Here is a 25155-nt window from a genome sequence, read left to right as displayed (position 1 = left end):
TGGCCGTCGCCGCGGGCCGGCTTCATGGCCGTCACAGCAGATCGACAGGCGAGGCCCGGCGTGACCGGCCAGGGCTGCCCGAAGAAGGCGCGCTCGCGGCGCGCGGAAGGATGAGCGGAGGGAGGGAAGAGAGCGAGAGAGGAGAGGAGCGCCTCAGAAGGGGGCGTCGCGGAGCGTCTCCTTGTACGTCGTCTTGTACAGATCGTGGCAGGTCTTGCAGCTCGCCTTGGCGCCGTCGATGTCGCCCTTCTTGGCCTTGGCGATGCCGTCGTTCGTGATCGCGACCCACTTGTCCATGCCCTTCGGCGGCCGCTTCGCCACGTACTCCAGCGCCTCCGCGATCTTTGCGGCGTCGCCGCTCGTGGTCGCCGACTGCATCACCGACTTCATCCAGCCCTGCATCGGACAGGCCTTCTGTCCTTTTGCACCGCAGCCGAAATCCTTCTTCTCGGCGACGGAAGCGGGGAGGTCCGCGGTCCCGCCAGCAGCCCACGCGGCTCCAGCAAAGCCAATGCCGACGGTCATCAACACGGCACTCATCAGCTTCTTGCTCATCGACATCCGACGTCTCCTGTGGGTAAGGGCAAGCGCAGCGAGAGACATTGCAGTTCCGGGCGTGGAAGTCAACAGCCACCTTGGTCGCCGAGCCAGCTCGCGAACGCCGCCAAGGCGGAGACGATGTCGGGGGACAAGATCTTCATCACAAACGCGGCCGAGGCGAAGATAACGTCAGGAGAGAAAAACTTCATTCATGATGTCCGCCCAGCGCCGTCTCCGTCCGCGCTCACGCCGCGCGGACGTCCCGACGCCACGCGGCGGGCGGGGGTGCCGGCCCGCCGGCGAGCGCGCCTCAGGGCCGCCCTCCGGGCGCGCGCCGCCTCCGCGCCGCTCCAGCGCGCCCACCCTGGGCGTCGTCGGCGGGGTCTCGCGTTCGTCGATGGCGCAGGCGGGTCCCTTCGCCGGCGCAATGACGAGGTTCGCGATGCGCAAGACCCACCCATCGACATGACGCGACTACGTAGCTTATCGACATGGCGAGATGCGCTCCTCGATGGCTTTTTCAGATGCCTTGAAGCGAGCCCGCAGAACACGGCACCCGGCGGCGCCCTCTCCGGCGCCGGCGCCGTTCCCCCATCACGGGCGCCCTCGTCGTCGAGGGCTTACCTGCGCTCGGCGCACCACCCGGACGGCCTGCGCACCCGCACGTATCCGTCGAGAACCCCTCGTTCGCGCCGGCGGGCGGCCAGCGCGTGCGCGGAGCCGGTCCTCCCCGAGCGCGCCGGCGTGTTCTTCGTGAGACTCCAGCCCTGACGCGTCGCATCGCGCGTTCGATCCGGTCGTGGTCGCGCTGGAGGTGAGTCGCCCTACCATCCCGGGCCTGTATCCAGACCAGGAGGGCGGCGCGCGTGATATCGCTGGATTCACGGCCGTTGATGCGCGTCGGAGAGATCGTCGACGAGCGGTTCCAGATCGAGGGCCTCGCGGGCTCGGGCGGGATGGGGCACGTCTACCGGGCGCGCGACCGGCGAAGCGGCGACACGGTGGCTCTCAAGGTGCTTCGCCGCGCCGACAAGGGTGAGCTCAGCCGCTTCTCCTGCGAGGTGGAGGTGCTCTCGGCGCTGCGCGTCCCCGGCGTCGTCCGGTACATCGCCCACGGCGTCGCGGCGGGCGGCAAGCCGTATATGGTGATGGAGTGGCTCGCCGGGGAGACGCTCGCCGAGCGCATCGCGCGGCGAGGGCTCACCCCCGCCGAGAGCGTCGACGTCGTCGCGCGGATCGCGGAGACGCTCGGCGCCCTCCACGGGCAGGGCGTCGTGCACCGCGACCTCAAGCCGAGCAACCTGCTCCTCGTCGAGGGGCGGCTCGATCGTGCCATGGTGCTCGACTTCGGGATCGCGCGCTTCCGGATCGACCAGCAGCTCACCCTGCCGGGCACCGTCCTCGGGACCCCGGAGTACATGGCGCCCGAGCAGGCGCGCGGCGAGCGGCGCGTCGACGCCCGCGCCGACGTGTTCGCGCTCGGCTGCGTGCTCTTCAAGTGCCTCACCGGGCGCGCCGCCTTCCAGGGCGCCGGGGCGCTCGCCGTGATGGTCAAGGTGCTGCTCGACGAGCCGCCGCGCCTCCGCGAGGTCCGCCCGGATCTGCCGGGCGAGCTCGACGTCCTCGTCACCAGGATGCTCGCGAAGCAGCCAGATGGGCGGCCCCGCGACGGCGCGGCCGTCGCCGAGGAGCTCCGCGCGATCGACCTCAGCCGCGCCGGCGCGGCGGACGGCGCCTACCCTGCCGCGCTGGCGCCCGTCCTGGAGCTCACGAGCAGCGAGCGGCGCGTCACGTGCCTCGTGCTCGCGCACGAGCGCTCGGCGCCCGAGGAGGTGACGCGCTCGCAGGAGGAGGAGCAGGCGCGGGCGACGGGCCGCGCCGACGAGCTCTACGCGCTCGCCGAGCGCTACCAGGGTCAGATCGAGCTCATCGACGCGAGATCGCCGCTGCTCGTGCTGACGAGCGCCGAGGCGGCCACCGATCTCGCGGCGCAGGCCGCGCGCTGCGCGCTCTCGCTGCGCGCGTTGCTCGGCGGCGCGCAGGTCTCGCTCGTGACCGGCCGGGCCGAGCTGACGTCGCGCATCCCGATGGGCGAGCTCATCGACCGGGCGGTCCAGCTCCTGCCGTCGCGCGGCGAGCCGGGCGCGGTCGCCGCGGTCCGCATCGACGAGGTGACGGCGGGGCTCCTGGGCGGCCGGTTCGAGACGAGCTGCGAGGGCGGCGCGCGCTTCCTTCACGGGGCGCGGGACGACCTCAGGGTGACGTCGGCGCCGGCGCTGCTCGGCAAGCCGGTGGCGTGCTTCGGGCGGGAGCGGGAGCTCGCGGTGCTGACCGCGGAGCTCGATCGGAGCACCGAGGAGTCGACCTCCGGCGCGCTGCTGGTGGTCGCGGCGGCCGGCATGGGCAAATCGCGGCTGCGGCAGGAGTTCCTCGAGACGGTGTCGGCGCGCAACGCGCGAGCGGCCGACCGCGCGCGCGGCGGGGGCGGCGCCGACCTGGCGGACGGCGCCCACGTGGAGGTGTGGATCGGCCAGGGGGACCCGATGAGCTCGGGCTCGGCGTTCGGCCTCCTGTCGCGCGCGCTGCGGAGCGCGATGGGCATCGTCGACGGCGAGCCGCTGGAGGAGCGCCGGCGCAAGGTGAGGGCGCGGGTCGAGCGCCACCCGGAGCTCGACGTCGGGCGCGTCAGCGCCTTCCTCGGCGAGCTCCTGGGCGCGCCGTTCCCGGACGACGACATCCGGGTCGGCGCGGCGCGGCGCAACCGGCAGCTGATGGGCGATCAGCTGCGGCTGTCGTGGGAGGAGTTCATCCGGGCCGAGTGCGCGAGGCAGCCCGTGCTGCTGATCCTCGAGGACTTGCAGTGGGGCGACCTGCCCACCCTGACGATGGTGGAGGCGGCGCTCCGGAGCCTGCGGGATCTGCCGTTCCTGGTGCTCGGGCTGGCTCGACCCGAGGTGCACGAGGCCTTTCCGGGGCTGTCTCAGGGGCGCTTCGGCAACCAGATGATGCTGCCGCCGCTCACGCGCCGGGCGAGCGAGCGGCTGGTGCGGGCCGCGCTGGGCGACGAGGCGCGGGCCGAGCTCGTGGCCACGCTGGTGGACCGGGCGGACGGCAACCCGTTCTACCTGGAGGAGCAGGTCCGCGCGGTGGCGGCCGGCCACGGCGCGGACCTGCCGGAGACGGTGCTGGCGATGGTGCAGGCGCGCATCGAGGCGCTCGACGCCGAGGCGCGGCGCGTGCTGCGGGCCGCGAGCGTGTTCGGCCAGGCGTTCTGGCCGAGCGCGGTGAGCGCGCTGCTCGGGGGCGCCGTGGTGACGCGCTGGCTCTCGGAGCTGGAGCGCCGTGAGGTGGTCCACCGGCGCGGCCCCGGGCGGCTGCGCGGAGAGGTCGAGTACCGCTTCCGGCACGCGCTGGTGCGCGAGGCGGCGTACGGGATGCTGACGGAGGCCGACCGGCGGCTGGGCCACGCGCTTGCGGGCGCCTGGCTGGAGGGCGCGGGCGAGCCCGACGCGATGGCGCTCGCGGAGCACTTCGAGCGCGGCGCCGTGCCCGCGCGGGCCGCGGCGGCGTACCTGCGCGCGGCGCAGCACGCCCTGGAGGGCAACGATCTCGGCGCCGCGATCGCGCGGGCCGAGCGCGGGCTCGAGTGCGCGCCGGAGCCCGCGGTGGTGGGGGCGCTCCGGCTGGTCCAGGCCGAGGCGCACGTGTGGCGTGGCGACCTCGCGCTGGCCGAGCAGCGGGGGACGGACGCGGCGCGGCACCTCGCGCCCGGCTCGGCGCCATGGTTCGCGGCCGTCACGCAGGCCGTCGCGGCCGCGAGCAAGCTGGGCGGCTTCGACCGTGTGGAGCGGTGGATGGGCGCGGCGGTCGTCGTCACCGCCTCGCAAGGCGCGGAGAGCGCGAGGAGCACCTGCCTCTGCATGGGCGCCTCGACGCTGGCCTTCGCCGGACGGCCTGCGATCGTCGACGGGCTCATCGCGGAGGTGGAGCGCGCCATGGGCGACGGGGCGTCGACCGGCGCCGGCACGGGGGCCGAGGTGGTCGCGGGGCTGCACCAGGCGCGCGCTTTCCGCGCGATGAGCGGGGGCGATCCCGGCGCCTGCGTCACCGGCCTGGAGGCCGCGCTGGTGGCGTTCGAGCAGGTCGGCGACCGGCGCAACGCGTGCATCACCCGCGCGAACCTGGGCTATTCCTACGGCGAGCTCGGCGATTTCGGCGGCGCCGAGGCGGCGCTCCGCTCCGTGCTGGAGGCCACGGAGCGGATGGGTCTGCACGAGGTGGCGGCGGCGGCGCAGGCCAGCCTCGGGCAGGTCCTCGCCTACTGCGGCAGGCTCGCCGAGGCGCGGGCCGTCGAGGAGGCGGCCCTCGCCTCGAGCCAGCGGCTGGGCGACCCGCGCGCCGAGGTGGTGTCGCGCTCGTACCTCGCAAAGATCGCCCTGCTCGCCGGCGATCTCGCGGGCGCTGAGCGCGAGGCGCGCCTCGCCGAGGCGCTGGAGAGCGCGTCGCCGTTCCGCGTCACGGCCATGGCGATCCGCGCCCGGGCGCTGATCGGGCTGGGGCGCGCCGCCGAGGCGCTCGTGGCCGCCGGCGAGGCCCTGGCAGCGCTCGAGTCGCTCGGCGGGATCGAAGAGGGCGAGTCGATGATCCGACTGGTCCACGCGGAGGCGTTCTCCGCGGTCGGCGACGCGGCCAGGGCGGCGGTCGCCATCTCCTCGGCGCGCGACAAGCTGCTCGACCGGGCCGCCGGCGTTCGCGATCCCGAGTGGCGCGGGCGCTTTCTCTCCCACGTTCCGGACAACGCCCGCACCCTGGAGCTCGCATCGCAGTGGGTCGGAGCTGTCGGAGCTGGGCGGAACGGCCGGAACTGAATGTGGCCGAACGTGACTGAACGTGGCCGAACGTGACTGAACGTGACGGAACGTGACGGAACGTGACGAAGCGTTGCTGTCCCACGGAGGAATCCGCGGAGGACGTGCAATTTAATAGCTGACAGTCGAAGTGGTTTGCCGTACCCTGGTCGTTGACGTGGAGAGTTCCCGGCTGTCGTTGTGTTGAGCGACGCGCCGGAGGGCGTGCTGTGATCGGGGAGCGTGGGCGCTCCCCTTGGCTCGCTACCTGAGGTCTCATCACGTGAAAACCAGGGCTGTACTTGGGTGCGCAGGCATCCTTTTCGTGGCTACCGGCTGCATCGCGCCCGAGCAGGCGCTCGAAGCGGGGGATGAAACAGAGGAGCTCGGATCGAGCGCTGGCGAGCTCGCGAGCGGCAATGCGCTGAGCGCGAATGCGCTGAGCGCGAATGCGCTGAGCGCCAACGCGCTGAGCGCCAACGCGCTGAGCGCGAACGCGTTGAGCCCGGTGGCGGCCTCCGCTCTCAGGGATCCTGGCGCGAGCGGCGATCTCTTCCGGTCGCTCGTGAAGTACACGGTCAGCTGCGCGCTCAAGGAGTCCCAGTCGTTCCGTTTCTCCTGGACCGACAGCGCGGGCGCGATCCACAAGGAGGTCTATCCCGGACACCTCGGCCTCGCGCCTCGGTGGGACCGGCGCCCGCTCGACGACGAGGGCAAGCGGATGGTCTCCGCGTGCCTCGCCGCCCACACGAACCGTTATGGAGTCTCGGTCAGCATCTCGATGCGCTCCCGACAGAATCCGCTGCACCACGAGGTCGGGTGCGGCGAGCTCGACGAGTACCCTCATGTCGAAGGGGCCTTCTGGGGGAACCTCTTCACGGAGACGCCGTACCTGCGCGCCTGTTACAACCCGGCGAACGTCGATGTCGCGCGCGCGGCGAAGCGCGACTGCGCCGCGGGCCAGCTCGACGCGGACGGCGATCTCGAGGGCTGCGGGATGATCGAGATCGTCGGGGTTTGCAAGGAGTACTGCGGCAAGCTCAACCGCTCCGGGGAGTATTACAAGGAATGCGATGATCCGGAGTTCGGCGACACGCGCTATGTGATCACCACCGCGCTTCGGTGACCCTCGCCCTCCCGGGGAGAGGGGCCGCCGGTCGTCTTCTCCCTCGGCAGCCCCGATCGGAGCCGAGCGAACGCGCCGCCTCCTTGGCGCGGGCGGCGTCGCCGGGCGAAGATGCGCGGCCATGGAGATGCATCAGGTCCGGTATTTCCTTGCGGTGACCGAGACCCGCAGCTTCACGCGCGCGGCCGAGCGGTGCGCGGTCTCGCAGCCCGCGCTCACGGCCGCCATCAAGAAGCTCGAGGAGGAGCTGGGCGGGCCGCTCGTCCTGCGCGAGCGCGGCGGCGCCAAGCTCACGGCGCTGGGGCAGCGCGTGCTGCCGCGGCTCCAGCGGCTGCGGGACGAGATGCAGGCCGTCCAGGTGATCGCGGACAACCACCGGCGCCTCAAGCAGGTGCCGCTCCGGGTGGGCATCCTCTGCACCATCGGGCCCGCGCGGCTCGCGGGCTCGCTGGCGGCGTTCCGCGCGGAGGCGCCGGGGGTGGAGCTGGAGATCGCGGTGGCCGTGCAGGGGGAGCTCCTGCGGCGGCTGGAGGAGGCCGAGGTCGACGTCATCGTCTCGAACCTCGGCGACGCCGTCCCGGACTGGTGCGTGGTGGCGCCCCTCTACGAGGAGCGCTACGTCGTGGTCCTCCCGCCCGGCCACCACCTGGCCGCGCGCGAGGGCCTGCGGCTCGAGGATCTGGACGGCGAGCCCTACCTCGATCGGCTCGCCTGCGAGATGCGCGAGCAGGTGACGGGCGTGTGCGCCGCGCGGCGCGTGGACCTGTACGCGGCGTACCGCACCGACCGGGAGGACTGGGTCCAGAGCCTGGTGCACGCGGGGCTGGGTTTTGCCTTCATGCCCGAGCACTCGGTGCTGCTGACGGGCGCGTCGCAGCGCCCGCTCGTCGATCCGGCCCTCCGTCGCACCGTCGCGCTGGTGCGCTCGGGCGATCGCACGCCGGCGCCGGGCTTGCAGCTCTTCTGGGACGCGCTGCTCTCGCGCGCTGCCCGGGCGCGGCCGGTCAACCCTTCGCGGCGATGATGTCCACGTGCTCGATGACGGGCGGCGCGGCGAGCAGCTCCGGCGCCTTGGCCATGAGCGCTGCCGCGATGCGGCCCGCGAGGTGCTCCTTGCGCCCCACCTCGTCCGCGAAGGTGTCGAAGATGCCGAACGTCGACGGCCCGATGCGCAGCGCGAACCAGTGAACCGTCCGCGGCTCCTCGGCCGCGAGGCCGACGGCGGAGCGGAGGAGCGCCTCGACCTCGGCCTCCTTGCCGGGCTTGGCCTCGATGCGGGCCAGGAGGGAGAGCGTCACGGCGGTCGGGGAAGCAGCGGTCATAAGATCCTCCTCTTCGGCGGCGCACGGCGCGCCGCGCTTCGGTGTGAAGAGAGTTGTAACGACGCCCGTCCGGCCGACCATTCGATGTTCTGGATGGATCCATCAGCGCCGTGGATGGACCTTCCCGTGATCCTGCGCCAGCCACCGCGGGACGGCCGCCGCGTGTGGCGGCTTCGGCAGGGGGATGACGCGCCCTCTCACGGGACAACCCAAGGGGCAGGCGCCGCGGTACGTCCGTGCTTTACACAGAAGGGGGCGGTCAGGCGACCGTGGGCGCTGGCGAGACCGACCTGCCTCGACCGCGCTCTGCAGGCGCGAAGCGCGATCCGTACAGGCCGAGGGTCATGTACGATCGGCCTCGGCTGCGGCGATCTTTGCCGACTCTTGACGGCGTCGCCCAACCCGCCATTGAATCCGACGAGCCCTGCGATCGGCCCCCTGCGGGGGCCTCCCTTCGGGCTCGCGGCTCGACGGCCGGCCGTTAGGTGTCGCAACAACTGGAGGTCAACCAGATGAGTAGTGGATGGAGGGAGCCCCGATGAACGTCACGCTGCGACCGGGCAACGCCGAAGACGCGCCGCGCTGTGGTGCGATCTGTTACGAGGCCTTCAAGACAATAGCTGAGCAGCACGGCTTCCCACCGGACTTGCCCTCGTCCGAAGCCGCCACCGGGCTCCTGGCGGGGCTGCTTGCGCACCCCTGCTTCTATGCGGTGGTCGCCGAGCTTGACGGCCGGGTTGTCGGCAGCAACTTCCTCGACGAGCGTTCGACGGTGGCGGGCATCGGCCCGATCACGGTCGATCCCGCCATGCAAAATCGCGCGGTCGGACGCCAGCTGATGCAGCATGTCCTGGATCGGGTGACCCAGCAGCGTTATCCGGGGGTCCGGCTGGTCCAGGCCGCCTACCATAGTCGCTCGCTCTCCCTGTATGCCAGGTTGGGGTTCGTGGCCCGCGAACCGCTGTCCATCATGCAAGGAGCGCCCCTCGCCGTGCAGGTGCCCGGTTACAGCGTGCGCCCAGCCATCGAGCGTGATCTGGACGCCTGCAATCAGGTGTGTGTGCAAGTCCACGGCCATGACCGTCGTGGGGAACTGCTCGATGCGATCAAGCAGGGAACCGCGACCATCGTCGAGCACGGGGGGCGTATCACCGGCTATGCCACGCCGGTCGCGTTTTTTGGCCATGCCGTCGGCGAGACGAACGACGCGCTGAAAGCGCTCATCGGGGCGGCTTCCGCATTCCCGGGTCCCGGCTTCCTCCTACCAACCCGCAACGGGGAGCTGTTCCGTTGGTGTTTGGACCATGGCCTACGCGTGGTCCAGCCGATGACGCTCATGAGTGTCGGTCTCTACAACGAGCCCGCGGGCGCGTTCCTGCCCTCGATCCTCTACTGAGCCGGACAAATATCGCGGACTTCCACGAGTCTCCGGACAGCTGATGCCGACGATCCATCGCTTCAAGGCCACGGCGTGCGGGACTCCCGGCCGCGGCTGGAACCGCCCGCTCCGGCCTGCTGCGGCGCCAGCACGACGAGACATGGGCCGAGGCTCCTTGCCTGTTCCCGCGGCGTGAGGCGTCGACCCATGGGGGAGCGGCTTGTCGCGTCATCGGTTCGCTGGCGCGATGTCGTGACACGGGCATCGATCCCGGCATGATGCCGTCTCGGGCGGAGACGGCCTGATCCTGCGATCCGTTCTCGGAGATTCCGGCTCGACGGCGCGGGGAGCGAGGTTATGGTGCGACCCCGCAGCGCAATCGGGCCGACCCGCGGAGGGGAAGATGAACCAGGAACAGCGGCAGGACGCAGCCACCTATCGCGTCGTCGTCGATCACGAGAAGCAGTACACCGTCTGCCCTGTCGAGCGCGCGATCCCGAGCGGGTCGCGGGAGGCCGGCAAGCAGGGATCCATCATGGAGTGCCTTGCTTATATCGAGCAGGCATGGGAGCGCCTGCGCGCCCCGGAGGAGGGATGCGCCCCGGCGGAGGTCGCCCGAGCGCGCGCGGAGTGGCTCTCCTGACGCCGCCATGAGGCGAGGACGGCGGCGATGACAGGGGCGACGTGGCCATGAAAGCGGAGTCCGCGCCGTCCGCGCCGTCCGCCCGGCAGCCTGGTCAGGCTGGACCGGGAAGGCTGGACCTGGAGCACGCTGGCTGGCGGAGGTCCTTGCGCCATGGGGGCTTGCCGAAGCGTGCCAACCTGGGCCAGAGGGGAACCCCCGCGCTCGACGTAGCTGCATGAAACAAGGCAAGGATCGCCGCGGAACGGCAATTGCTGAGGGCAGGCCCGGAGGAGCGGATGCGTCACCTCTCTCTCGTCGGTGTTGCCCTCGTTGTGCCCCTGTTCATCGGCTGTTCCTCGCACGTGAACCTCGACGCTGAGAGCGCTTCAGCGGGTGGATCCGGAGGCGCGCCGAGCGGGGAAGGCGGCGCGCCGAGCGGGGAAGGCGGCGCGCCGAGCGGGGAAGGCGGCGCGCCGAGCGGGGAAGGCGGCGCGCCGAGCGGGGAGACGACGGTTTCGCCCGGGTGCCCGAGCGAGGTGCTTGTCGAATCGACAGCGTGTCCTGAGATCGGGAAGATCTGCACGTACACGACGGGCGATTGCGTCCTCGTGTTCGAATGCAAACTCAATGAAGGTGATCCCGACGATACTCAGAGCAGCTGCGCAGCGCGGCCGGCAGCCTGGCTCAAGACGGAGCAATCGGCGTGTGGTGGATGCTCCGGGGCCAACGCGAGCTGCGCTCCGTGTGAGGGCGCCAGCCCAGGCGAACCGTGCGATGCTGTCGGCTATGCTTGCGAGAACGACTCCGGGGGCGGCAACTGTGGTGGGGCGATGCGCTGCAAGCACGACAAGACATGGGTTGTATCGACGCTCTACCCGTGGTGCTGCATCTAGGTAACAAGCGCCGCGATCCCGCCCCGCAGCGGTGGACCCGAGTCACGGCGCGATGAGCCCCATCTGCATCTCGAGCGGATCGATCCCGCGCAGCACGGCGGCGCCGTGCGGTCCAGCGAGGCGACAGGCTTCCTCGACCGGGAGGCCGTGGGCGAGGTGGTAGGTGAGGGCGCCGGCGAAGCTATCGCCGGCGCCGTACTCGCCGAGGACGCGGTCCGGCGCGGGCGGCGCGTCGACCAGCGCGACGCTCCCCGGGCGGAGGACGCGGACGGGCCGCGGCCCGTCGGTGAGCACCAGCGCGCCGGGGCAGGGGTCGTACGCGGCGAGCGGGGCGTTCTCGCGCGGATCGGAGGCGCTGCCGATGACCACGTCGGGGGCGATCGCCGCCTCCCGGAGCGCCGCGCCCCTGCGGGCGGTCACCACGAGGCGACGCGCGGCGCGCGCGAGGCGCAGGCTCTCGGGGTCGGCGCCGGTGAAGTACACGGCGTCGCAGCCGGCGAGGATCGACCACGGGAGCGGGTCGGTCGCGGCGGGCTGGAGCGGGGCCCCGGTGACGAGGATGGTGCGGCGGCCCTCGGCGTCCACGACGACGACCACGCGCGGGTGGTCCACGGCGCGCACCGCCGCATGGACGTGCACGCGCCCCGGCGCGACGCGGATGCGCTCCTCGACGGCGCGCGCCGCCGCGTCGTGCCCTAGCGCGGTGAAGAGGTGGATCTCGGCGTCGCTCCGGCAGAGCTGCGCGAAGGCGAGGCCGCCGCCCCCGCCGGGCAGGAAGCGCGCGTCGAGCAGGTGAACGATGTCGCCCGGCTGGGGGACGCCCTCGGTGCGGCCGAGCGTCACGTGCTCGACGTGACCCACGACGGCGATGCGCGGCGGTGCCATGTGGCTCGACATAGCACGGCGGTGCCGCGCCGCGCGGGCGCCTCCTGGCCGTCGCCCGGCCGGAGCACGCCCGCCTCCCCAGCCCCCCGCGCCGCCCGCCATGCCCGGCGACGCCCCTCGCCGGGGATAGCCGGCGGCGCGCGCGGGAAAAGAGGATCGGTGCCTGTCAGAAGCCGGACGGCCGCGGCGTAGGAACGGGGGTGGCCGTCGAGCCACACCCGATCCGCGCCCCCGCGCCCTCCTGCGCGCCAGGGCCAGCCGCCGTCGCGCGCTGGTGAGCGGAGACGCACGCGCGCGACGCGCGACCCGCGGCGGAGCGCTGGCCGGAGGGCCTCGTCTGCTCGGCTTCTCATCAACGATCCATGTCCAGAGGAGATCAACACCGTGCTTCATCACGCATTCGACAGATCCATCCGGTACCCTGCGCCATGCCTCGCCGCCGCGCTCGTCGCGGGCCGCGGGAGGACGGGCGCATCATGAGGCGGCTCTGCAAAGGCGCGCTCCTCGCGGCGCTCGCCGTCGGGAGCACCATCGCGAGCGCGGGAGACGCGCGGGCTGCAGAGGGCGCCAGCGCCTTCTGGAACAACGCCGTCGAGGTCCAGGTGTCGGGCGGCGCCCTCACCCGCGGCCCGGGCTGGGGCTGGAGCGCCGGCGCCTCGTCGGTCCAGCAGATCGAGGCGGGCGACGGGTTCGTCGAGTTCTCCACGAACGAGGCGAACCGGACCAAGATCGCCGGGTTGAGCCACGGCGATGAGAGCCCATCGTTCTGGGACATCGATCACGGGGTGCTCCTTCGCGCCGACGGGGGCGTGGAGATCCTCGAGCAGGGCTACGGGAAGGGCTACTTCGGGACCTACCAGGCCGGCGACGTCTTCCGCGTCGAGGTGTTCAATGGCCAGGTGCGTTATCGCAAGAACGGGGTCGTATTCTATACGAGCCAAACGGAGCCCAGCTACCCGCTCGTGCTCGACGCCAGCCTGCACGACGAGGGCGCGACCGTCACCAGCGCCCAGGTCACGAGCTGCGCGGCCGGCGACGAGAGCTGCATGCCGCCGGGGTTCTGGAAGAACGTCCGCTACGCCCCGGCGAACGGGACCTTGCTGACGCGCAGCCCCGGCTGGGGCTGGCACGCGGGGGCCTCGTCGGTCCAGCAGATCGAGGCCGGCGATGGATTCGTGGAGTTCTCCACGAACGAGGCGAGCCTCGAGAAGATGGCGGGCCTCGGCAACGGCGACGCCGATCAGGGCTTCGGGGACATCGACCATGCGGTCTTTCTGCGCGCCGATGGAGGCCTGGAGATCGTCGAGCAGGGGTACGGGAAGGGCTACTTCGGGACGTACCAGCCGGGCGACGTCTTCCGCGTGGAGGCGTTCAACGGCCAGGTGCGTTATCGCAAGAACGGGCTCGTTTTCTACACGAGCGCCACGGCGCCCATCTACCCGCTCGGGCTCGACACAAGCCTGAACCACGAGGGCGCGACCATCACCAGCGCCCAGGTCGCGAGCTGCGCGGCCGGGGACACGAGCTGCATGCCGGCGGGGCTGTGGAGGAACGTCCGCTACGTCACCGCCAACGGAGGCTTGCTGACGCGAAGCGCCGGCTGGGGCTGGCACGCCGGGGCCTCGTCTGCCGAGCAGATCGAGGCGGGCGACGGGTTCGTGGAGTTCTCCACGAACGAGGCGACCCTCGAGAAGATGGCGGGCCTCGGCCACGGCGACGCCGATCAGGGCTTCGGGGACATCGACTATGCGGTCTTTCTGCGCGCCGATGGGGGCCTGGAGATCGTCGAGCAGGGGGTTCTACAGGGGTACTTCGGGACGTACCAGCCGGGCGATGTCTTCCGCGTCGAGGTGTTCAACGGTCAGGTGCGTTACCGGCAGAACGGGATGGTGTTCCACACGAGCAACACGGCGCCCACCTACCCGCTCGGGCTGGACACCAGCTTGAACCACGAGGGCGCGACCGTCACCGGCGCCCAGATCATCAGCTGCGCGGCCGGGGACGAGGGCTGCATGCCGCCGCAGGAATGGAAGAACGTCCGCTACGCCACGGCGAACGGAAGCCTGCTGACCCGCGACGCCGGCTGGGGCTGGCACGCCGGGGCCTCGTCGGCCGAGCAGATCGAGGCGGGCGACGGCTACGTGGAGTTCTCCACGAACGAGGCGGACCTCCAGAAGATGGCGGGCCTCGGCCATGGCGACACGGACCAGGGCTTTGGAGACATCGATTACGCGATCTACCTGCGCGACGACGGGGGCCTGGAGGTCTACGAGCAGGGCGTTGGACAGGGATACTTCGGGACCTACGAGGTCGGGGACGTCTTCCGCGTCGAGGTGTTCAATGGCCAGGTGCGCTACCGCAAGAACGGGCTGGTGTTCCACACGAGCAGCACGGCGCCCACCTACCCGCTCGGGCTCGACACCAGCCTGAACCACGAGGGCGCGACCGTCGCCGGCGGCCAGGTCGTGAGCTGCGCGGCCGGGGACACGAGCTGCATGCCCCCCGGGCTATGGCAGAACGTCCGCTATGCCACCGCTAGCGGTGGCTTGCTGACGCGCGCCGCCGGCTGGGGCTGGCACGCCGGGGCCTCGTCGGCCGAGCAGATCGAGGCGGGCGACGGCTATGCTGAGTTCTCCACGAACGAGGCGAACCTCGAGAAGATGGCGGGCCTCGGCCACGGCGACGCCGATCAGGGCTTCGGGGACATCGATTATGCGATCTACCTGCGCGCCGATGGGGGCCTGGAGATCTACGAGCAAGGGGTTGGACAGGGGTACTTCGGGACCTACCAGGCCGGCGACGTCTTCCGTGTCGAGGTGTTCAATGGCCAGGTGCGGTACCGCAAGAACGGGCTGGCGTTCCATACGAGCCTGACGGCGCCCACCTACCCGCTCAGGCTCGATACCAGCCTGAACCACGAGGGCGCGACCGTCACCGGCGCCCAGGTCGTGAGCTGCGCGGCCGGGGACACGAGCTGCATGCCGCCGGGGTTCTGGAAGAACGTCCGCCATGCGCCGGCGAGCGGGGGCTCGCTGACGCGCGCCGCCGGCTGGGGCTGGCATGCCGGGGCCTCGTCGGTCCAGCAGATCGCGTCGGACGACGGCTACGTGGAGTTCTCCACGAACGAGACGAACCGGTACAAGATGGCGGGCCTTGGCCACGGCGACGCCGATCAGGGGTACGGAGACATCGATTACGCGATCTACCTGCGCGGCGACGGGGGGCTGGAGGTCGTGGAGCAAGGCTACGGACAGGGCTACTTCGGGACCTACCAGGCCGGCGACGTCTTCCGCGTCGAGGTGCAGAACGGCCAGGTGAGCTACCTGAAGAACGGGGCCGTGTTCCACACGAGCAGCGCGGCGCCCACGTACCCGCTCGAGCTGGACACAAGCCTGTACGACGACGGCGCGACCATCACGAACGCGTCGGTCTCGGGCGCCGGCGGCGGGGGGGACCCGACCACCGGCTGCGGCGAGGTGGGGCCCGGCGACGAGCTCAGCGACACGAAGGTGCCCACGTTCTGCAATCACCCCACCACGATGCCGAACGGAGATGCGCCGCCCATGGGGCAGTACTTCGGCCATACGTGCACGTCGGTCGTGCTCCAGACCGTCTATTACACGCACACCTCCGGCAACCACAGCGGGCTCGACTTCTCCGTCCCGGCGCGCAGCCCCCTGTACTCGGTCGGCTATGGAAAGGTCATGTGCGCCGGGCCAAACGCCTGCACGGGCAGGTACCCCACCGCCCGGGGCGCGCCTTCCCAGATCGATCTCACGATCCGCTATGGCTCGGTGTACGTCATCTACGGGCACGCCGCGTCGACCCTGGTCGCGGAGGGCGATCTCGTCGTCCCGGGGCAGGAGATCGGCGAGTCCTCGGACTGGCCGGACAACGACCACCTGCACTTCGAGGTCCGCCGCGTCGCCGACAACAAGGCGCCGAACCCGGTGCCCTTCTTCTCGCCGGACATCCGGAGCTATCTCGAGGGCACCGTCACCGACGCGCACTTCTGCACGGGGCACTTCGATGATCAGGCCGACGTGGGGTTCACGTCGACCACCCAGCTCGACGAGCGGCCGTGCACGGACGCGAACGACGGCACGACCGGCCCGATCCGCTGCCAGGAGGTGTGCGACTACAGCCCTGCGGACTGCGAGGTAAAAACCTACCCCAACGGGTACAGGGAGGTGCACGAGTACTGCAGCGTCTTCAGCTGCGGCGGCGGCGCCTTCGCCTGCGGGCTCCGCCGGAACACGGCCGCCCAGGCGTGCCAGTGACACCTGCGCCGTGACGCCGCCCATCATCGGTCAGCGCTGTTGAGCCGAGCTCGCCGGCGCTGCCGCCGGGCCCGACATCGACGGCCTCCACCCTCCGCCATGGCGCCGTCACCAGCTGCGGCGGAGACGCGCCGCGCCCGCGGGCGCGGCGCGGAGGGCCGCGCCGCTCGGGGGCGGCGGTGCGTCCGAGTTGCCTCGGACGCGAAATCGGACCAATCGACGCCATGGAATCAGCAGCGGCGCGGCGCGCGTCAGAGCTCGGCTCCTCGAGGCAGCCAAGCCTGAGCACGCTCCTCGGGATCGCTACATTTCTCCTCACGGGCGCGGCGATCGCCGTGGTCGCCGCGCTCATGGCCGCCTCGGCGACCATGCAGCAGGCCACCGGGATCCTCGGCGACGCGATCGAGAGCGTCCGCCTGGTGCACAGCCTGCAGATCGACCTCCTCCGCGATGCACATCAGATCCACCGCGGCGCCGGGCCCGCCAGCGGCGGGCCGATCTCCACCTTCCACGAGTGGGAGATCGAGCTAAGGGAGGGCCTTTCGCAGGCTCACCGTTACGTGAGCAGCCAGGAAGAGAGCGGCGTGCTCGTCGACGCAGAGCGGCGCGTCGACGAATACCTCGTCGGGCGTCGAGCCGGCGATGCCGGCGATGCCGGCGGCTCACCCCCCTCGCCGGACGCGCCGGCGCTGGCCACCGATTCGCTCGCTTTCGACGAGGCGTTCGAGGCCCTCGACCGCCTGGTCGAGATCAACCTCCATCAGGCCCGTGCGTCCCAGGCGCTCATAGAGCGTCTGGGCCGGCGCGCGACCACCGCCGGCGTCGCGGCCGTCATCTTCTTGATGGCGGGCGCGTCCCTGGTCCTCATCAGCGCGCGGCGGCTCGTCTACGGCCCCGTCGTCGCGATCCAGGAGGCGATCGGCAGCTACGGCGCGGGGGACCGCGCCGCGCGCGCGCCGCTCGTCGGGCCGCGCGAGCTCGGGGACATCGCGCGGGCCTTCAACAGCACGGCGGAGTCGCTGGAGCGCCAGCGTGAGGCGCAGTTCGCGTTCCTCGGCGGCGTGGCGCACGACCTCAGGAACCCGCTCTCGGCGCTCCGGCTGTCGGTCGGCTTCCTCAACGACGGAGGCCCCCCGTCGGAGCCGCGCGTGCAGCGGACCATGGCGCTCGTCGGACGGCAGGTCGATCGCCTCGAGCGCATGGTCGGGGACCTCCTTGACGCGTCACAGATCGAGGCGTGCAAGCTCGACCTCCGGGTCGAGGACCGCGACCTGCGCGAGCTCGTGCAGGAGGCGGTCGAGCTCTACCGCCCTGTCTCACCGGGGCACCCGATCGAGCTCTCGCTCCCCGACGCGCCGGTGCTCGTCCGCTGCGATGCGACCCGGATCGAGCAGGTGCTCAACAACCTCCTGTCGAACGCGCTCAAGTACTCTCCCGCCGGCGGCCAGGTCGATGTGGCGGTCCACGGCGGCGCGGGTCGCGCCGAGATCGCGGTCCGTGATCGCGGGGTCGGGATCGATCCGGCGGATCTGGGGCACCTCTTCGAGCCGTTCCGGCGCCTCAAGGCGTCGGCGGGCGCGATCCCGGGGACGGGCCTCGGGCTCGCCGTGGCGAAGCGCATCGTCGAGGCGCACGGCGGCCGCCTCCTCGTCGAGAGCGAGCCGGGCGCCGGCTCGGTGTTCCGGGTCGAGCTGCCGCGCGCGTCCTGATGGGAGAGGCGGTGCACGAGGCCGCGACGCGCGGCGCGCGAAGGGCGACGCCTCCACGACGTGACCCCGCTCCGCCCGGCCGTACGGTCAGGCGCCCGTCCCCGCCGCGCGCCGCCATCGGTCCTCGCGGCGCACCACCCGCCCTTCGCGCTCCAGCTTGATCAGGTGAGCCTCGAGGCTCAGCCGCGCGAGCGGCCAGACGAGCGGCGCTGTGTCTGCATAGACGACCGGCAAGAGCGCCTCGAGCGTCGCGCCGCCCGCGCCGCCCTCGCTGGCCGCCTCGAGCGCCGCGACCACCAGCCGCTCCCGCCCAAGCCGGTGCGCGATGTAGCGCCGGAACAGCGCCTCCGGCGCGCCGATCGGCCCGCCGTGGGCCGGCAGCGCGACCCGCGCCCCGAGCCCCGCGAGCCGCTCGAGCTGCGCGAGGTACTCCGCCATGTCGCCCTCCCGGGGATCGATCAGGATGGTCCCCTCGGCGGCCACCATGTCGCCGCAGACCAGGGCGCCCTGCGCCTCGTCGAGGAAGCAGAGGTGGTCGGGCGCGTGCCCCGGCGTGTGGAGCACCCGCAGAGCCGTCGGCTCCGGCCCGCCGAGCCGCACCACCTCCCCGTCCGCGAGGCGGCGCGCGAGCGGGACGCCCGGGAGGCGCGGGGCCGCCTCGGCGTGCCCCCAGACCGGCAAGCCGAGCTCGGCCGCGAAGAATCGCGCACCCCCGATGTGGTCGGCGTGGTGGTGGGTCACCGCGATCGCCACGAGCGACCGCCCCTGGGAGGCGAAGCCGCGCGCCCAGGCGAGCCACTCGCGGCGCTCGTCCTCGTACGGCGTGGCCGGCTCGACGAGCAGCACCTCGCCGCCGCCGAGCGCGTAGCTGTTCGTGTGGGTCGCGGGCGGCAGGGTCGGCGTGCGCGCGGGGAAGGCCTCCACGCCGCGCACGCCGGGCCCGACGGGCTGCGGGCGGATCACCGCTCCACGACGACCGCGAGCGCCTCGCCGCCGCCGATGCAGAGCGTGGCCAGGCCGCGCTTCGCGTTCCGGTCCTTCATGGCGAAGAGCAGCGTCGTCAGGATGCGCGCCCCGCTCGCGCCGATCGGGTGGCCGAGCGCGACCGCGCCGCCGCGGACGTTGACCTTCTGGGCGTCGAGCCCGGAGAGCTTGTTCACCGCGAGCGCCACCACCGCGAACGCCTCGTTCACCTCGAAGAGGTCGATCTGGTCCGTCGGGATGCCGAGCTTCTTCGTTGTGTTCGCGATGGCCGCGGCCGGCGCCGTCGTGAACCACTCGGGCGCCTGCGCGGCGCCGCCATAGCCGACGATCCGCGCCAGCGGCGTGAGCTTGTGCTCCTTGACGGCGCGCTCGCTCGCCAGGACGAGCGCGCTCGCGCCGTCGTTGATCGACGACGCGTTGGCCGCGGTGATCGTCCCGTCCTTCTGGAACGCGGGCTTCAGGGACGCGAACTTCTCGGGCCTGCCGGCAGGCGGGCCCTCGTCCTCCTTCACGATCACGGCGTCGCCCTTCTTCTGCGGGACGGAGACGGGCGCGATCTCCGCGGCGAAGAGCCCCTCGCGCTGGGCCGCGACCGCGCGGCGGAAGCTCTCCTTCGCGTACTCGTCCTGCGCCTCCCGCGAGAAGCCGTGCTCCCTGGCGCACGCGTCGCCCGCGGTGCCCATGTGGAAGTTGCCGTACGGATCCCACAGGCCATCGTGGATCATGCCGTCCACGAGCTTGCCGTCGCCCATGCGGTAGCCCGAGCGCGCCTGCGGGAGGTAGTAGGGCACGTTCGACATCGACTCCATGCCGCCGGCGACGACGACGTCCGCGTCGCCGAGCGCCACCGTCTTCGCGCCGAAGAGGACGGCCTGGAGGCCCGAGCCGCAGACCTTGCTCACGGTGGTGGCCGGCACCTTGCTCGGGATGCCGGCGAAGATGGCGGCCTGCCGGGCCGGAGCCTGCCCGATACCGGCGGACAGGACATTGCCGAGGAACACCTCCTCGACGGCCTCCGGAGACAGCTTTGCCCGCTCGAGCGCCGCCCGGATGGCGACCTCACCCAGGCGGGGGGCGGGCAAGGGCGAGAGTGCGCCCTGGAACGCGCCGATCGGCGTCCGGGCCGCTGCGACGATGTACACGGGGACGGGCAGGGTCATGATCTCCTCCAGCAGCGCTGATGCCATTTCATTCGATGACGCCAGCCATGCGCCTTGCGAATGTGCCTTGGGTACCTCGGTTGGCCTGGGGGGGCAAGCCGGCCTCGGGGACGCTCCGCTGCCTGCGCGGTCGCGCGCGCGGTTGCCTGCGCGCTTCGTTCGGTTCGCGGGTTCACATCGATCGCCCTCCTGCCTCGCTCCGCCGGCCGGGCTCTTCGCGACGCTGCTCCTCGCGATTTCCTCGAGATCGTGTGTTCCCACCCAGCCGCCGCGCGCCGTGCCTCGCGGGTCGGGCGCCGCGGCTGTGCGCAGGCGCGCGAAACCGGGAGTGGAACGTAGTCGTCGTGCGCCCGCTCTCGGACGGAATCAAGCTCCGCCCGAGCCGGATTCGGGCTGGCCCTGAGCGTCCGCGCCCTCCGGGCCGAGGCCCCGCCGACTCGTCGCCTGGGCGCGGCGCGCGGCGCGCGGCGACGCTGGCGCGGGCCGGGGGGCGCTATGTGGTACGCCGGGGACGTCGCGTGATATCGTGCGCGCCGATGGGGAAGGGGGGCTGTCCTCCCTGCGCCCGGGCGGACAAGGAGCGAACGAGCGATGGTGAATGCAGGCGATCGTGCCCCCGATTTCTCTCTCGAAAGCGACAGCGGTAAGACGGTGGGCCTCGCGGATTTCCCGGGCAAGACGGTCGTCCTCTACTTCTATCCAAAGGACGACACGCCCGGCTGCACGCGGGAGGCCCAGGCCTTCTCCGCGGCCCTGCGCGCCTTCGCCGAGGCGGGCGCCGTCGTGCTCGGCGTCTCCCGCGACTCCGTCGAACGCCACCGGAAGTTCAGGGACAAATACGATCTCGGGGTGACGCTCCTCAGCGATCCGGATCTCGCCGCGCACAACGCCTACGGCGTCTACGGCGAGAAGTCGATGTACGGCAAGAAGGTGATGGGCACCATCCGGAGCACCTTCATCATCGGCCCCGACCGCGCGGTGAAGCACGCCTTCAGCGCCGTGAAGGTCGACGGACACGCGGACGAGGTGCTCGCGCTCGTGCGCGGAGACGGCGGCCGCGAGGCGCCGCCCGCGCCTGGAGCACGGGCGACCGCGAAGAGCGCGGCCAAGGCGCCCGCGAAGAGCGCGGCCAAGGCGCCTGCGAAGAGCGCGGCCAAGGCGCCTGCGAAGACGCGATAAAGGACCCCGTGAACCGTCGGACAACGACATAGCCGACTCGCGGCGTGCGGGCTGTCGATCGCCTGATGGATGGCATCGCGAGGGCCTCCGGCGCGGGGGCGGCGGGCTCGCCAAGCTGGACGGGCCCGGCGCTTCATGAAAGAATCTGTGCCGTTGCTTGCAAATCGATGAAACTACCACGACACCAGGGCTCATCTCTCGATCCGCTTCGTGGCAGGTGGAGCGATGAGCGCTGGAGCGAGGGAGCGAGGGAGCTGGATTATGATGTTGAAGCATCCGATGCTACGGACTTTTGCTTTGCTGAGCTGCCTGTCCGCGATCGCCGCGTGCGGCGATGACGAGCCGCCGCCCAAGGTGACCGAGGGCGACGGCGGCGGAGGCAGCGGGGGGGACGGCGGCGGCGGCACCGGCGGCACCGGCGGCGTGCCGGTCGAGACGTGGGATCTCGACCGCAGCAAGCCGCTGTCGGACGTCGCTCCGGAGTTCACGGAGGCGGAGCACCCGCTCGCGCCGGGCGCCGTGCTGGCCGATCTCAAGGCCCCGCTCCCCACGAACGCCACCTGGATGAACTTCGCGCTCGGCCAGGGCGATCAGCGGATCAACGCCGCGCCGTACGACCTCAAGGCGGTCGGACAGGCGCTGTCGATCTCCCGGCCCGGCGTCGTGGTGGAGAGCGCGTCCGTCACCTCGGCGGACCTGACGCAGCTCGCGCTCAGCGCGCGCCAGGCCTTCGCCGGCCACACCGTCAAGTCGGCCGATCTCCTGTCAGTCACCATGGAGTGGGCGGCGCAGGGCGGCACGATGACGGCGCCCATCGTGTACGGGATGCCGTACGTGACGGCCACGTACGACGGGCTCGCCCCCTCCGTCCGCGCCGGTGACGGCGTGGCGATCACCGAGGTCAACGGCGAGTCGACGAGCCCCACCACGGTCACGGGCGACCGATTCGAGATCACGCTCAACAACGGCCAGACGTGGGTGCTCTATGCGTTCCCCGAGATCAGCCTCGAGTGGGACGCCCTTTCCATGATGGCGGACGAGCCGTACGAGGGCTCGCTCCGCCTCGCGCTCGTCCCCGGGCCGAACGCCGCGGCCGTGCTCGACAAGCACGCCGCCGCCATCCCGGTCGGCGGCGACATCGAGGCCTCGGTCACCGAGGACGAGGCCAGGGTGCGCTTCGTCTGGAAGACCGAGGGCGAGGGCGATCTCCTGACCATGGCGCTGCCGCACCATCTGGATCACCTCGATATGTTCAAGGCGGCGGACGTCTCGTACCCGACCGTGATTGGCCAGATGAAGGGTATCTCCGGCGCGAGCTGGGAGCTCGAGTACCCGCTCAGCACGATCGGCTGGGACGCGCCGCGCCGCGTCTCGGACGACTGGGGCGATGATATCGTCGCGGCCCTCGAGGAGGACAAGGGCTTCATGCCCGACGAGGCGGTCGCCGGGACAGACCCCTATTTCGGGGGCAAGCAGATCGCGAAGCTCGCGCGCCTCGCGCAGATCGCCGAGGTGGTCGGCAAGGCGGATCTCGCGGAGGAGCTCAGGGCGCGGCTCAAGTCGCGCCTCAACCCGTGGCTCAACGGCCAGAACGGCAACCCCCTCGTCTACGACACGACCTGGGGCGGCCTCGTGACGACCAACGGCCTGGCGGACCAGGCCGCCGACTTCGGCCAGGCGTATTACAACGATCACCACTTCCACTACGGCTACTTCCTCTACGCGGCCGCCGTGCTGGCGAAGAGCGATGAGGCGTGGCGCGAGGAGTACGGGGACAAGGCGCTCTGGCTCGTCCGGGACATCGCGAACCCGAGCACCAAGGACACGTATTTCACGCCGTTCCGCAACATGGATTGGTTCAGGGGCCACTCGTGGGCGTCAGGGCTGTTCCCGTTCGCGGACGGCCGTAACCAGGAGTCGACCTCCGAGGCCGTCAACGCCTGGTACAGCATGCAGCTCCTCGGCGAGGCGCTCGAGAACGAGGACGTGAAGAACCTCGGCCGGGTGCTCCTCGCCATGGAGACGGCCTCGGCGCAGACGTACTGGCAGGTGACCGCGGACAGCACCGTCTACCCCGAGCCGTTCAAGAACAACGGCGCCGTCGGCGTGCTCTGGTCCACGAAGGCCGACTTCGGGACGTGGTTCGGTCCCAACCCCGAGTACGTCTATGGGATCCAGCTGCTCCCGATCACGCCGATCTCGGAGTCGCTCATCTCCAAGGACTGGGTCCAGGACGCGTGGCCCGTGATCTCGGAGACCACGCAGGACGCGGAGGACCCCTGGAAAGCGTTCCTGATCGCGGCGCACGCGACCGTCGACAAGGAGGCGGCCTGGGAGGACGCGCAGGCGCTCACCACGCTCGACGACGGTCTCAGCCGGACCGCGCTCCTCTACTGGATCGCCACGCGGCCCTGAGCCGGCCGCCCTCTCCCTCCAGCGCCCCGCGGCCGTGAGCCGGCCGCTCCTCACTCCTCAATCGATGGGCTCGACCCGCACGTCGACCGCGAGGCGCTCCGCGCCTCCCCCCACGTAGATCGTGCCCGAGGTCGGCGTCGCGTCCACGTAGTTGCGCCCGACCGCGACGCGGATGTGATCGGTCTGCGTCAGGATCCCGTTCGTCGGGTCGAAGCCCTTCCACCCGATCTCCGGCAGGTACACCTGGACCCAGGCGTGCGACGCCTCGCTCTGCCGCTGGTTCTCGTGCTTCGGCCCCGTGTAGATGTACCCGCACACGTAGCGCGACGGCACGCCGAGCAGCCGCGTCAGGCAGATGAACAGGTTCGTGAAGTCCTGGCACACGCCGCGGCGGTTCGCGTACACGTCGAACGCCGTCGTGAACAGGTTGGTCGACCCCTGCTTGTACTCGTACTCCTCGAAGATCGACGCGTTCAGGTCGAGCAGCGTGTCGAGCAGATCGTAGCCGTTCCGCTCCACGAAGGTCATCGCGTACTCGATGAGCTCCGCGAGCTCGCTCTCGGCCAGCTCCGGCGGCAGGAGGAACGGCTGCAGGACCTGGCGCTGCCACGGCATCCACACGAGCGGGATCGTCGACCGCGCGCGCAGCGGGCGGAAGCTCAGCGGATCGGTGTCGAGCAGCTCCACCCGCGACCTCGACTCGATGACGAGATCATGGAACGGCGTGTCGAGCAGCACCCGCCGCGCGCGGTTGCCGAAGACGTCGTCGTACTCGCGCTGCTGGCCCTCGACCGACACCTCGATCTCGTTGTGCAGGAGCGACTGAAGCCGGTCGTGCGCCGGCGTCAGCCGCAGGAGGTGCGTGCTGCGCTCCACCGCGGTCGCGTAGTGGTACGACGTGCGGTGCACCACCTGGAAGCGGCGGACCGCCGCGTGCACGGGGCGCCGGACCGGCCGCGACGAGAGCGGCGGCGTGGACGACGACGGCTTGCGCCGGTCGGTGCGCGGGGACGCCGTGGCCCGGAGCGCCCCCTGCCGCAGCACCACGAGGTGCCCCGGCGGCACGCGCTTCCAGGACGCCGCCCGCCCGCCCGCGTGGACCTTGAGCTCCTCCGACGAGACGATGACGCCCTTGCGGCTCTTGACCCCCCGGCGCGTCAGGTCGACCTCCAGATCGTCGTCCCCGAACGCGAGGCGCTCGTACGGCGGCAGCACCTCCCACAGGAAGGCGTCCCCCTCGCGATCGCGATCCGCGTAGACCACCAGATCGCGGCCGTCGGCCAGGACCGTCGTGAGGGGGCCGTGCTCGTTCATCTCGTCGAACCAGTCGCGCAGCACCGCCGGATCGATGTCGCCGATGCTCCGGAGGTTCTCCGACGCCATCCAGCGCATGAGCTCGCACAGGATGAGCTCCGTGTCCGTCGAGCCGACCGGCTGGAAGAGCGATTTCGGATCGACCTCGATCCGGTCGACAAGGCTGCCGCTGTGCGCGAACAGCCAGTCGCGCCCGCCCCAGCTCCGGCTGAACGGCTGCGTGTTGGCGTCGTTGACGCTGCCCCACGTCGCCGTGCGGATGTGCAGCACGAGCAGCGACGACTCGAGGTGCTCCCACGCCTTCACGAGCTCGCTGCGGATGCTCCCCTGCGGCGGCGCCGGCTCCTTGAGCACCGAGGCGCTCGGCTCGCCGCCGGGGTAGTAACCGATGCCCCAGCCGTCAGGCAGTTTGCGCCCGGGCTGCAGGCAGGTGAGATCGAAACATGGGGCGAGCTCGCCCTCGAACGACATCGCGAGGAGATTCGGCATGGGTGCGTC

The 25155-nt window shown here is 71.4% G+C and carries 15 protein-coding genes; 9 read left to right on the top strand and 6 right to left on the bottom strand.

Annotated features, from left to right (window positions below):
• Positions 1-153: 153 nt before the first annotated feature.
• Positions 154-561 carry a hypothetical protein gene (locus WME82_RS38300; RefSeq protein ID WP_437741470.1) on the bottom strand — a complete coding sequence of 136 codons (408 nt, stop codon included), beginning with the start codon at positions 559-561 and terminating at the stop codon, positions 154-156.
• 872 nt (positions 562-1433) lie between these two features.
• Between WME82_RS38300 and WME82_RS38295 the strand changes: the two genes are divergently transcribed.
• The 3 genes from WME82_RS38295 (at position 1434) to WME82_RS38285 (ending at position 7537) form a co-directional block, all read left to right on the top strand.
• Positions 1434-5408 carry a serine/threonine-protein kinase gene (locus tag WME82_RS38295; protein ID WP_438039374.1) on the top strand — a complete coding sequence of 1325 codons (3975 nt, stop codon included), beginning with the start codon at positions 1434-1436 and terminating at the stop codon, positions 5406-5408.
• Between the two features lie 304 nt (positions 5409-5712).
• The gene (locus WME82_RS38290) at positions 5713-6513 is read left to right on the top strand and encodes a hypothetical protein (RefSeq protein WP_438039373.1); all 801 of its coding nucleotides are present in this window, start codon (positions 5713-5715) and stop codon (positions 6511-6513) included.
• 121 nt (positions 6514-6634) lie between these two features.
• Positions 6635-7537, top strand: coding sequence for a LysR family transcriptional regulator (locus WME82_RS38285; protein ID WP_437852849.1), 903 nt, complete (start codon positions 6635-6637; stop codon positions 7535-7537).
• Here the strand turns inward: WME82_RS38285 and WME82_RS38280 are convergent.
• Entirely contained in the window at positions 7518-7835 is a 318-nt protein-coding gene (locus WME82_RS38280; RefSeq protein ID WP_437741465.1) for a putative quinol monooxygenase, read from the bottom strand. The genes WME82_RS38285 and WME82_RS38280 overlap by 20 nt on opposite strands.
• A gap of 538 nt (positions 7836-8373) precedes the next feature.
• On the opposite strand from WME82_RS38280, the gene WME82_RS38275 reads away from it, so the two are divergent.
• Together WME82_RS38275 and WME82_RS38270 are read left to right on the top strand one after the other, a co-directional pair.
• Entirely contained in the window at positions 8374-9231 is an 858-nt protein-coding gene (locus WME82_RS38275) for a GNAT family N-acetyltransferase (protein ID WP_438039372.1), read from the top strand.
• A gap of 385 nt (positions 9232-9616) precedes the next feature.
• Positions 9617-9856, top strand: a complete 240-nt coding sequence (locus WME82_RS38270) for an MbtH family protein (protein WP_437741457.1) — start codon at positions 9617-9619, stop codon at positions 9854-9856.
• Between the two features lie 917 nt (positions 9857-10773).
• On the opposite strand, the gene WME82_RS38265 is transcribed toward WME82_RS38270, so the two are convergent.
• Complete coding sequence (locus WME82_RS38265; protein WP_438039371.1) at positions 10774-11616, bottom strand: PfkB family carbohydrate kinase; 843 nt, start codon at positions 11614-11616, stop codon at positions 10774-10776.
• Between the two features lie 476 nt (positions 11617-12092).
• Between WME82_RS38265 and WME82_RS38260 the strand changes: the two genes are divergently transcribed.
• The gene (locus tag WME82_RS38260) at positions 12093-15896 is read left to right on the top strand and encodes a M23 family metallopeptidase (protein WP_438039370.1); all 3804 of its coding nucleotides are present in this window, start codon (positions 12093-12095) and stop codon (positions 15894-15896) included.
• Positions 15897-16120: 224 nt separating this feature from the next.
• Entirely contained in the window at positions 16121-17605 is a 1485-nt protein-coding gene (locus WME82_RS38255) for an ATP-binding protein (protein WP_438039369.1), read from the top strand.
• 87 nt (positions 17606-17692) lie between these two features.
• On the opposite strand, the gene WME82_RS38250 is transcribed toward WME82_RS38255, so the two are convergent.
• Entirely contained in the window at positions 17693-18568 is an 876-nt protein-coding gene (locus WME82_RS38250) for an MBL fold metallo-hydrolase (protein ID WP_438039368.1), read from the bottom strand.
• Complete coding sequence (locus WME82_RS38245; protein ID WP_438044972.1) at positions 18565-19749, bottom strand: acetyl-CoA C-acyltransferase; 1185 nt, start codon at positions 19747-19749, stop codon at positions 18565-18567. The genes WME82_RS38250 and WME82_RS38245 overlap by 4 nt, the downstream gene beginning before the upstream one ends.
• Before the next feature lie 591 nt (positions 19750-20340).
• Here WME82_RS38245 and WME82_RS38240 point away from each other — a divergent pair.
• Entirely contained in the window at positions 20341-20928 is a 588-nt protein-coding gene (locus WME82_RS38240) for a peroxiredoxin (RefSeq protein WP_438039367.1), read from the top strand.
• Between the two features lie 279 nt (positions 20929-21207).
• Complete coding sequence (locus WME82_RS38235) at positions 21208-23343, top strand: glucan endo-1,3-beta-D-glucosidase (RefSeq protein WP_438039366.1); 2136 nt, start codon at positions 21208-21210, stop codon at positions 23341-23343.
• 57 nt (positions 23344-23400) lie between these two features.
• Here WME82_RS38235 and WME82_RS38230 read toward each other — a convergent pair whose 3' ends face one another.
• Entirely contained in the window at positions 23401-25146 is a 1746-nt protein-coding gene (locus WME82_RS38230) for a class II glutamine amidotransferase (protein WP_438039365.1), read from the bottom strand.
• Positions 25147-25155: the final 9 nt, after the last annotated feature.

Source organism: Sorangium sp. So ce128 (genome assembly GCF_051525245.1).
Classification (GTDB): domain Bacteria; phylum Myxococcota_A; class Polyangia; order Polyangiales; family Polyangiaceae; genus Sorangium; species Sorangium cellulosum_B.
Note: the sequence above shows the minus strand (reverse complement) of the source record. Positions and strands in the feature narration are given on the sequence as shown.

Coding starts and splice junctions, on each gene's coding strand:
- WME82_RS38275 (WP_438039372.1), top strand. CDS start 8,374: ATGAACGTCACGCTGCGACCGGGCAACGCCGAAGACGCGCCGCGCTGT.
- WME82_RS38255 (WP_438039369.1), top strand. CDS start 16,121: ATGGAATCAGCAGCGGCGCGGCGCGCGTCAGAGCTCGGCTCCTCGAGG.
- WME82_RS38240 (WP_438039367.1), top strand. CDS start 20,341: ATGGTGAATGCAGGCGATCGTGCCCCCGATTTCTCTCTCGAAAGCGAC.
- WME82_RS38285 (WP_437852849.1), top strand. CDS start 6,635: ATGGAGATGCATCAGGTCCGGTATTTCCTTGCGGTGACCGAGACCCGC.
- WME82_RS38230 (WP_438039365.1), bottom strand. CDS start 25,146: ATGCCGAATCTCCTCGCGATGTCGTTCGAGGGCGAGCTCGCCCCATGT.
- WME82_RS38265 (WP_438039371.1), bottom strand. CDS start 11,616: ATGGCACCGCCGCGCATCGCCGTCGTGGGTCACGTCGAGCACGTGACG.
- WME82_RS38260 (WP_438039370.1), top strand. CDS start 12,093: ATGAGGCGGCTCTGCAAAGGCGCGCTCCTCGCGGCGCTCGCCGTCGGG.
- WME82_RS38270 (WP_437741457.1), top strand. CDS start 9,617: ATGAACCAGGAACAGCGGCAGGACGCAGCCACCTATCGCGTCGTCGTC.
- WME82_RS38295 (WP_438039374.1), top strand. CDS start 1,434: ATGCGCGTCGGAGAGATCGTCGACGAGCGGTTCCAGATCGAGGGCCTC.
- WME82_RS38245 (WP_438044972.1), bottom strand. CDS start 19,749: ATGACCCTGCCCGTCCCCGTGTACATCGTCGCAGCGGCCCGGACGCCG.
- WME82_RS38300 (WP_437741470.1), bottom strand. CDS start 561: ATGTCGATGAGCAAGAAGCTGATGAGTGCCGTGTTGATGACCGTCGGC.
- WME82_RS38280 (WP_437741465.1), bottom strand. CDS start 7,835: ATGACCGCTGCTTCCCCGACCGCCGTGACGCTCTCCCTCCTGGCCCGC.
- WME82_RS38235 (WP_438039366.1), top strand. CDS start 21,208: ATGCTACGGACTTTTGCTTTGCTGAGCTGCCTGTCCGCGATCGCCGCG.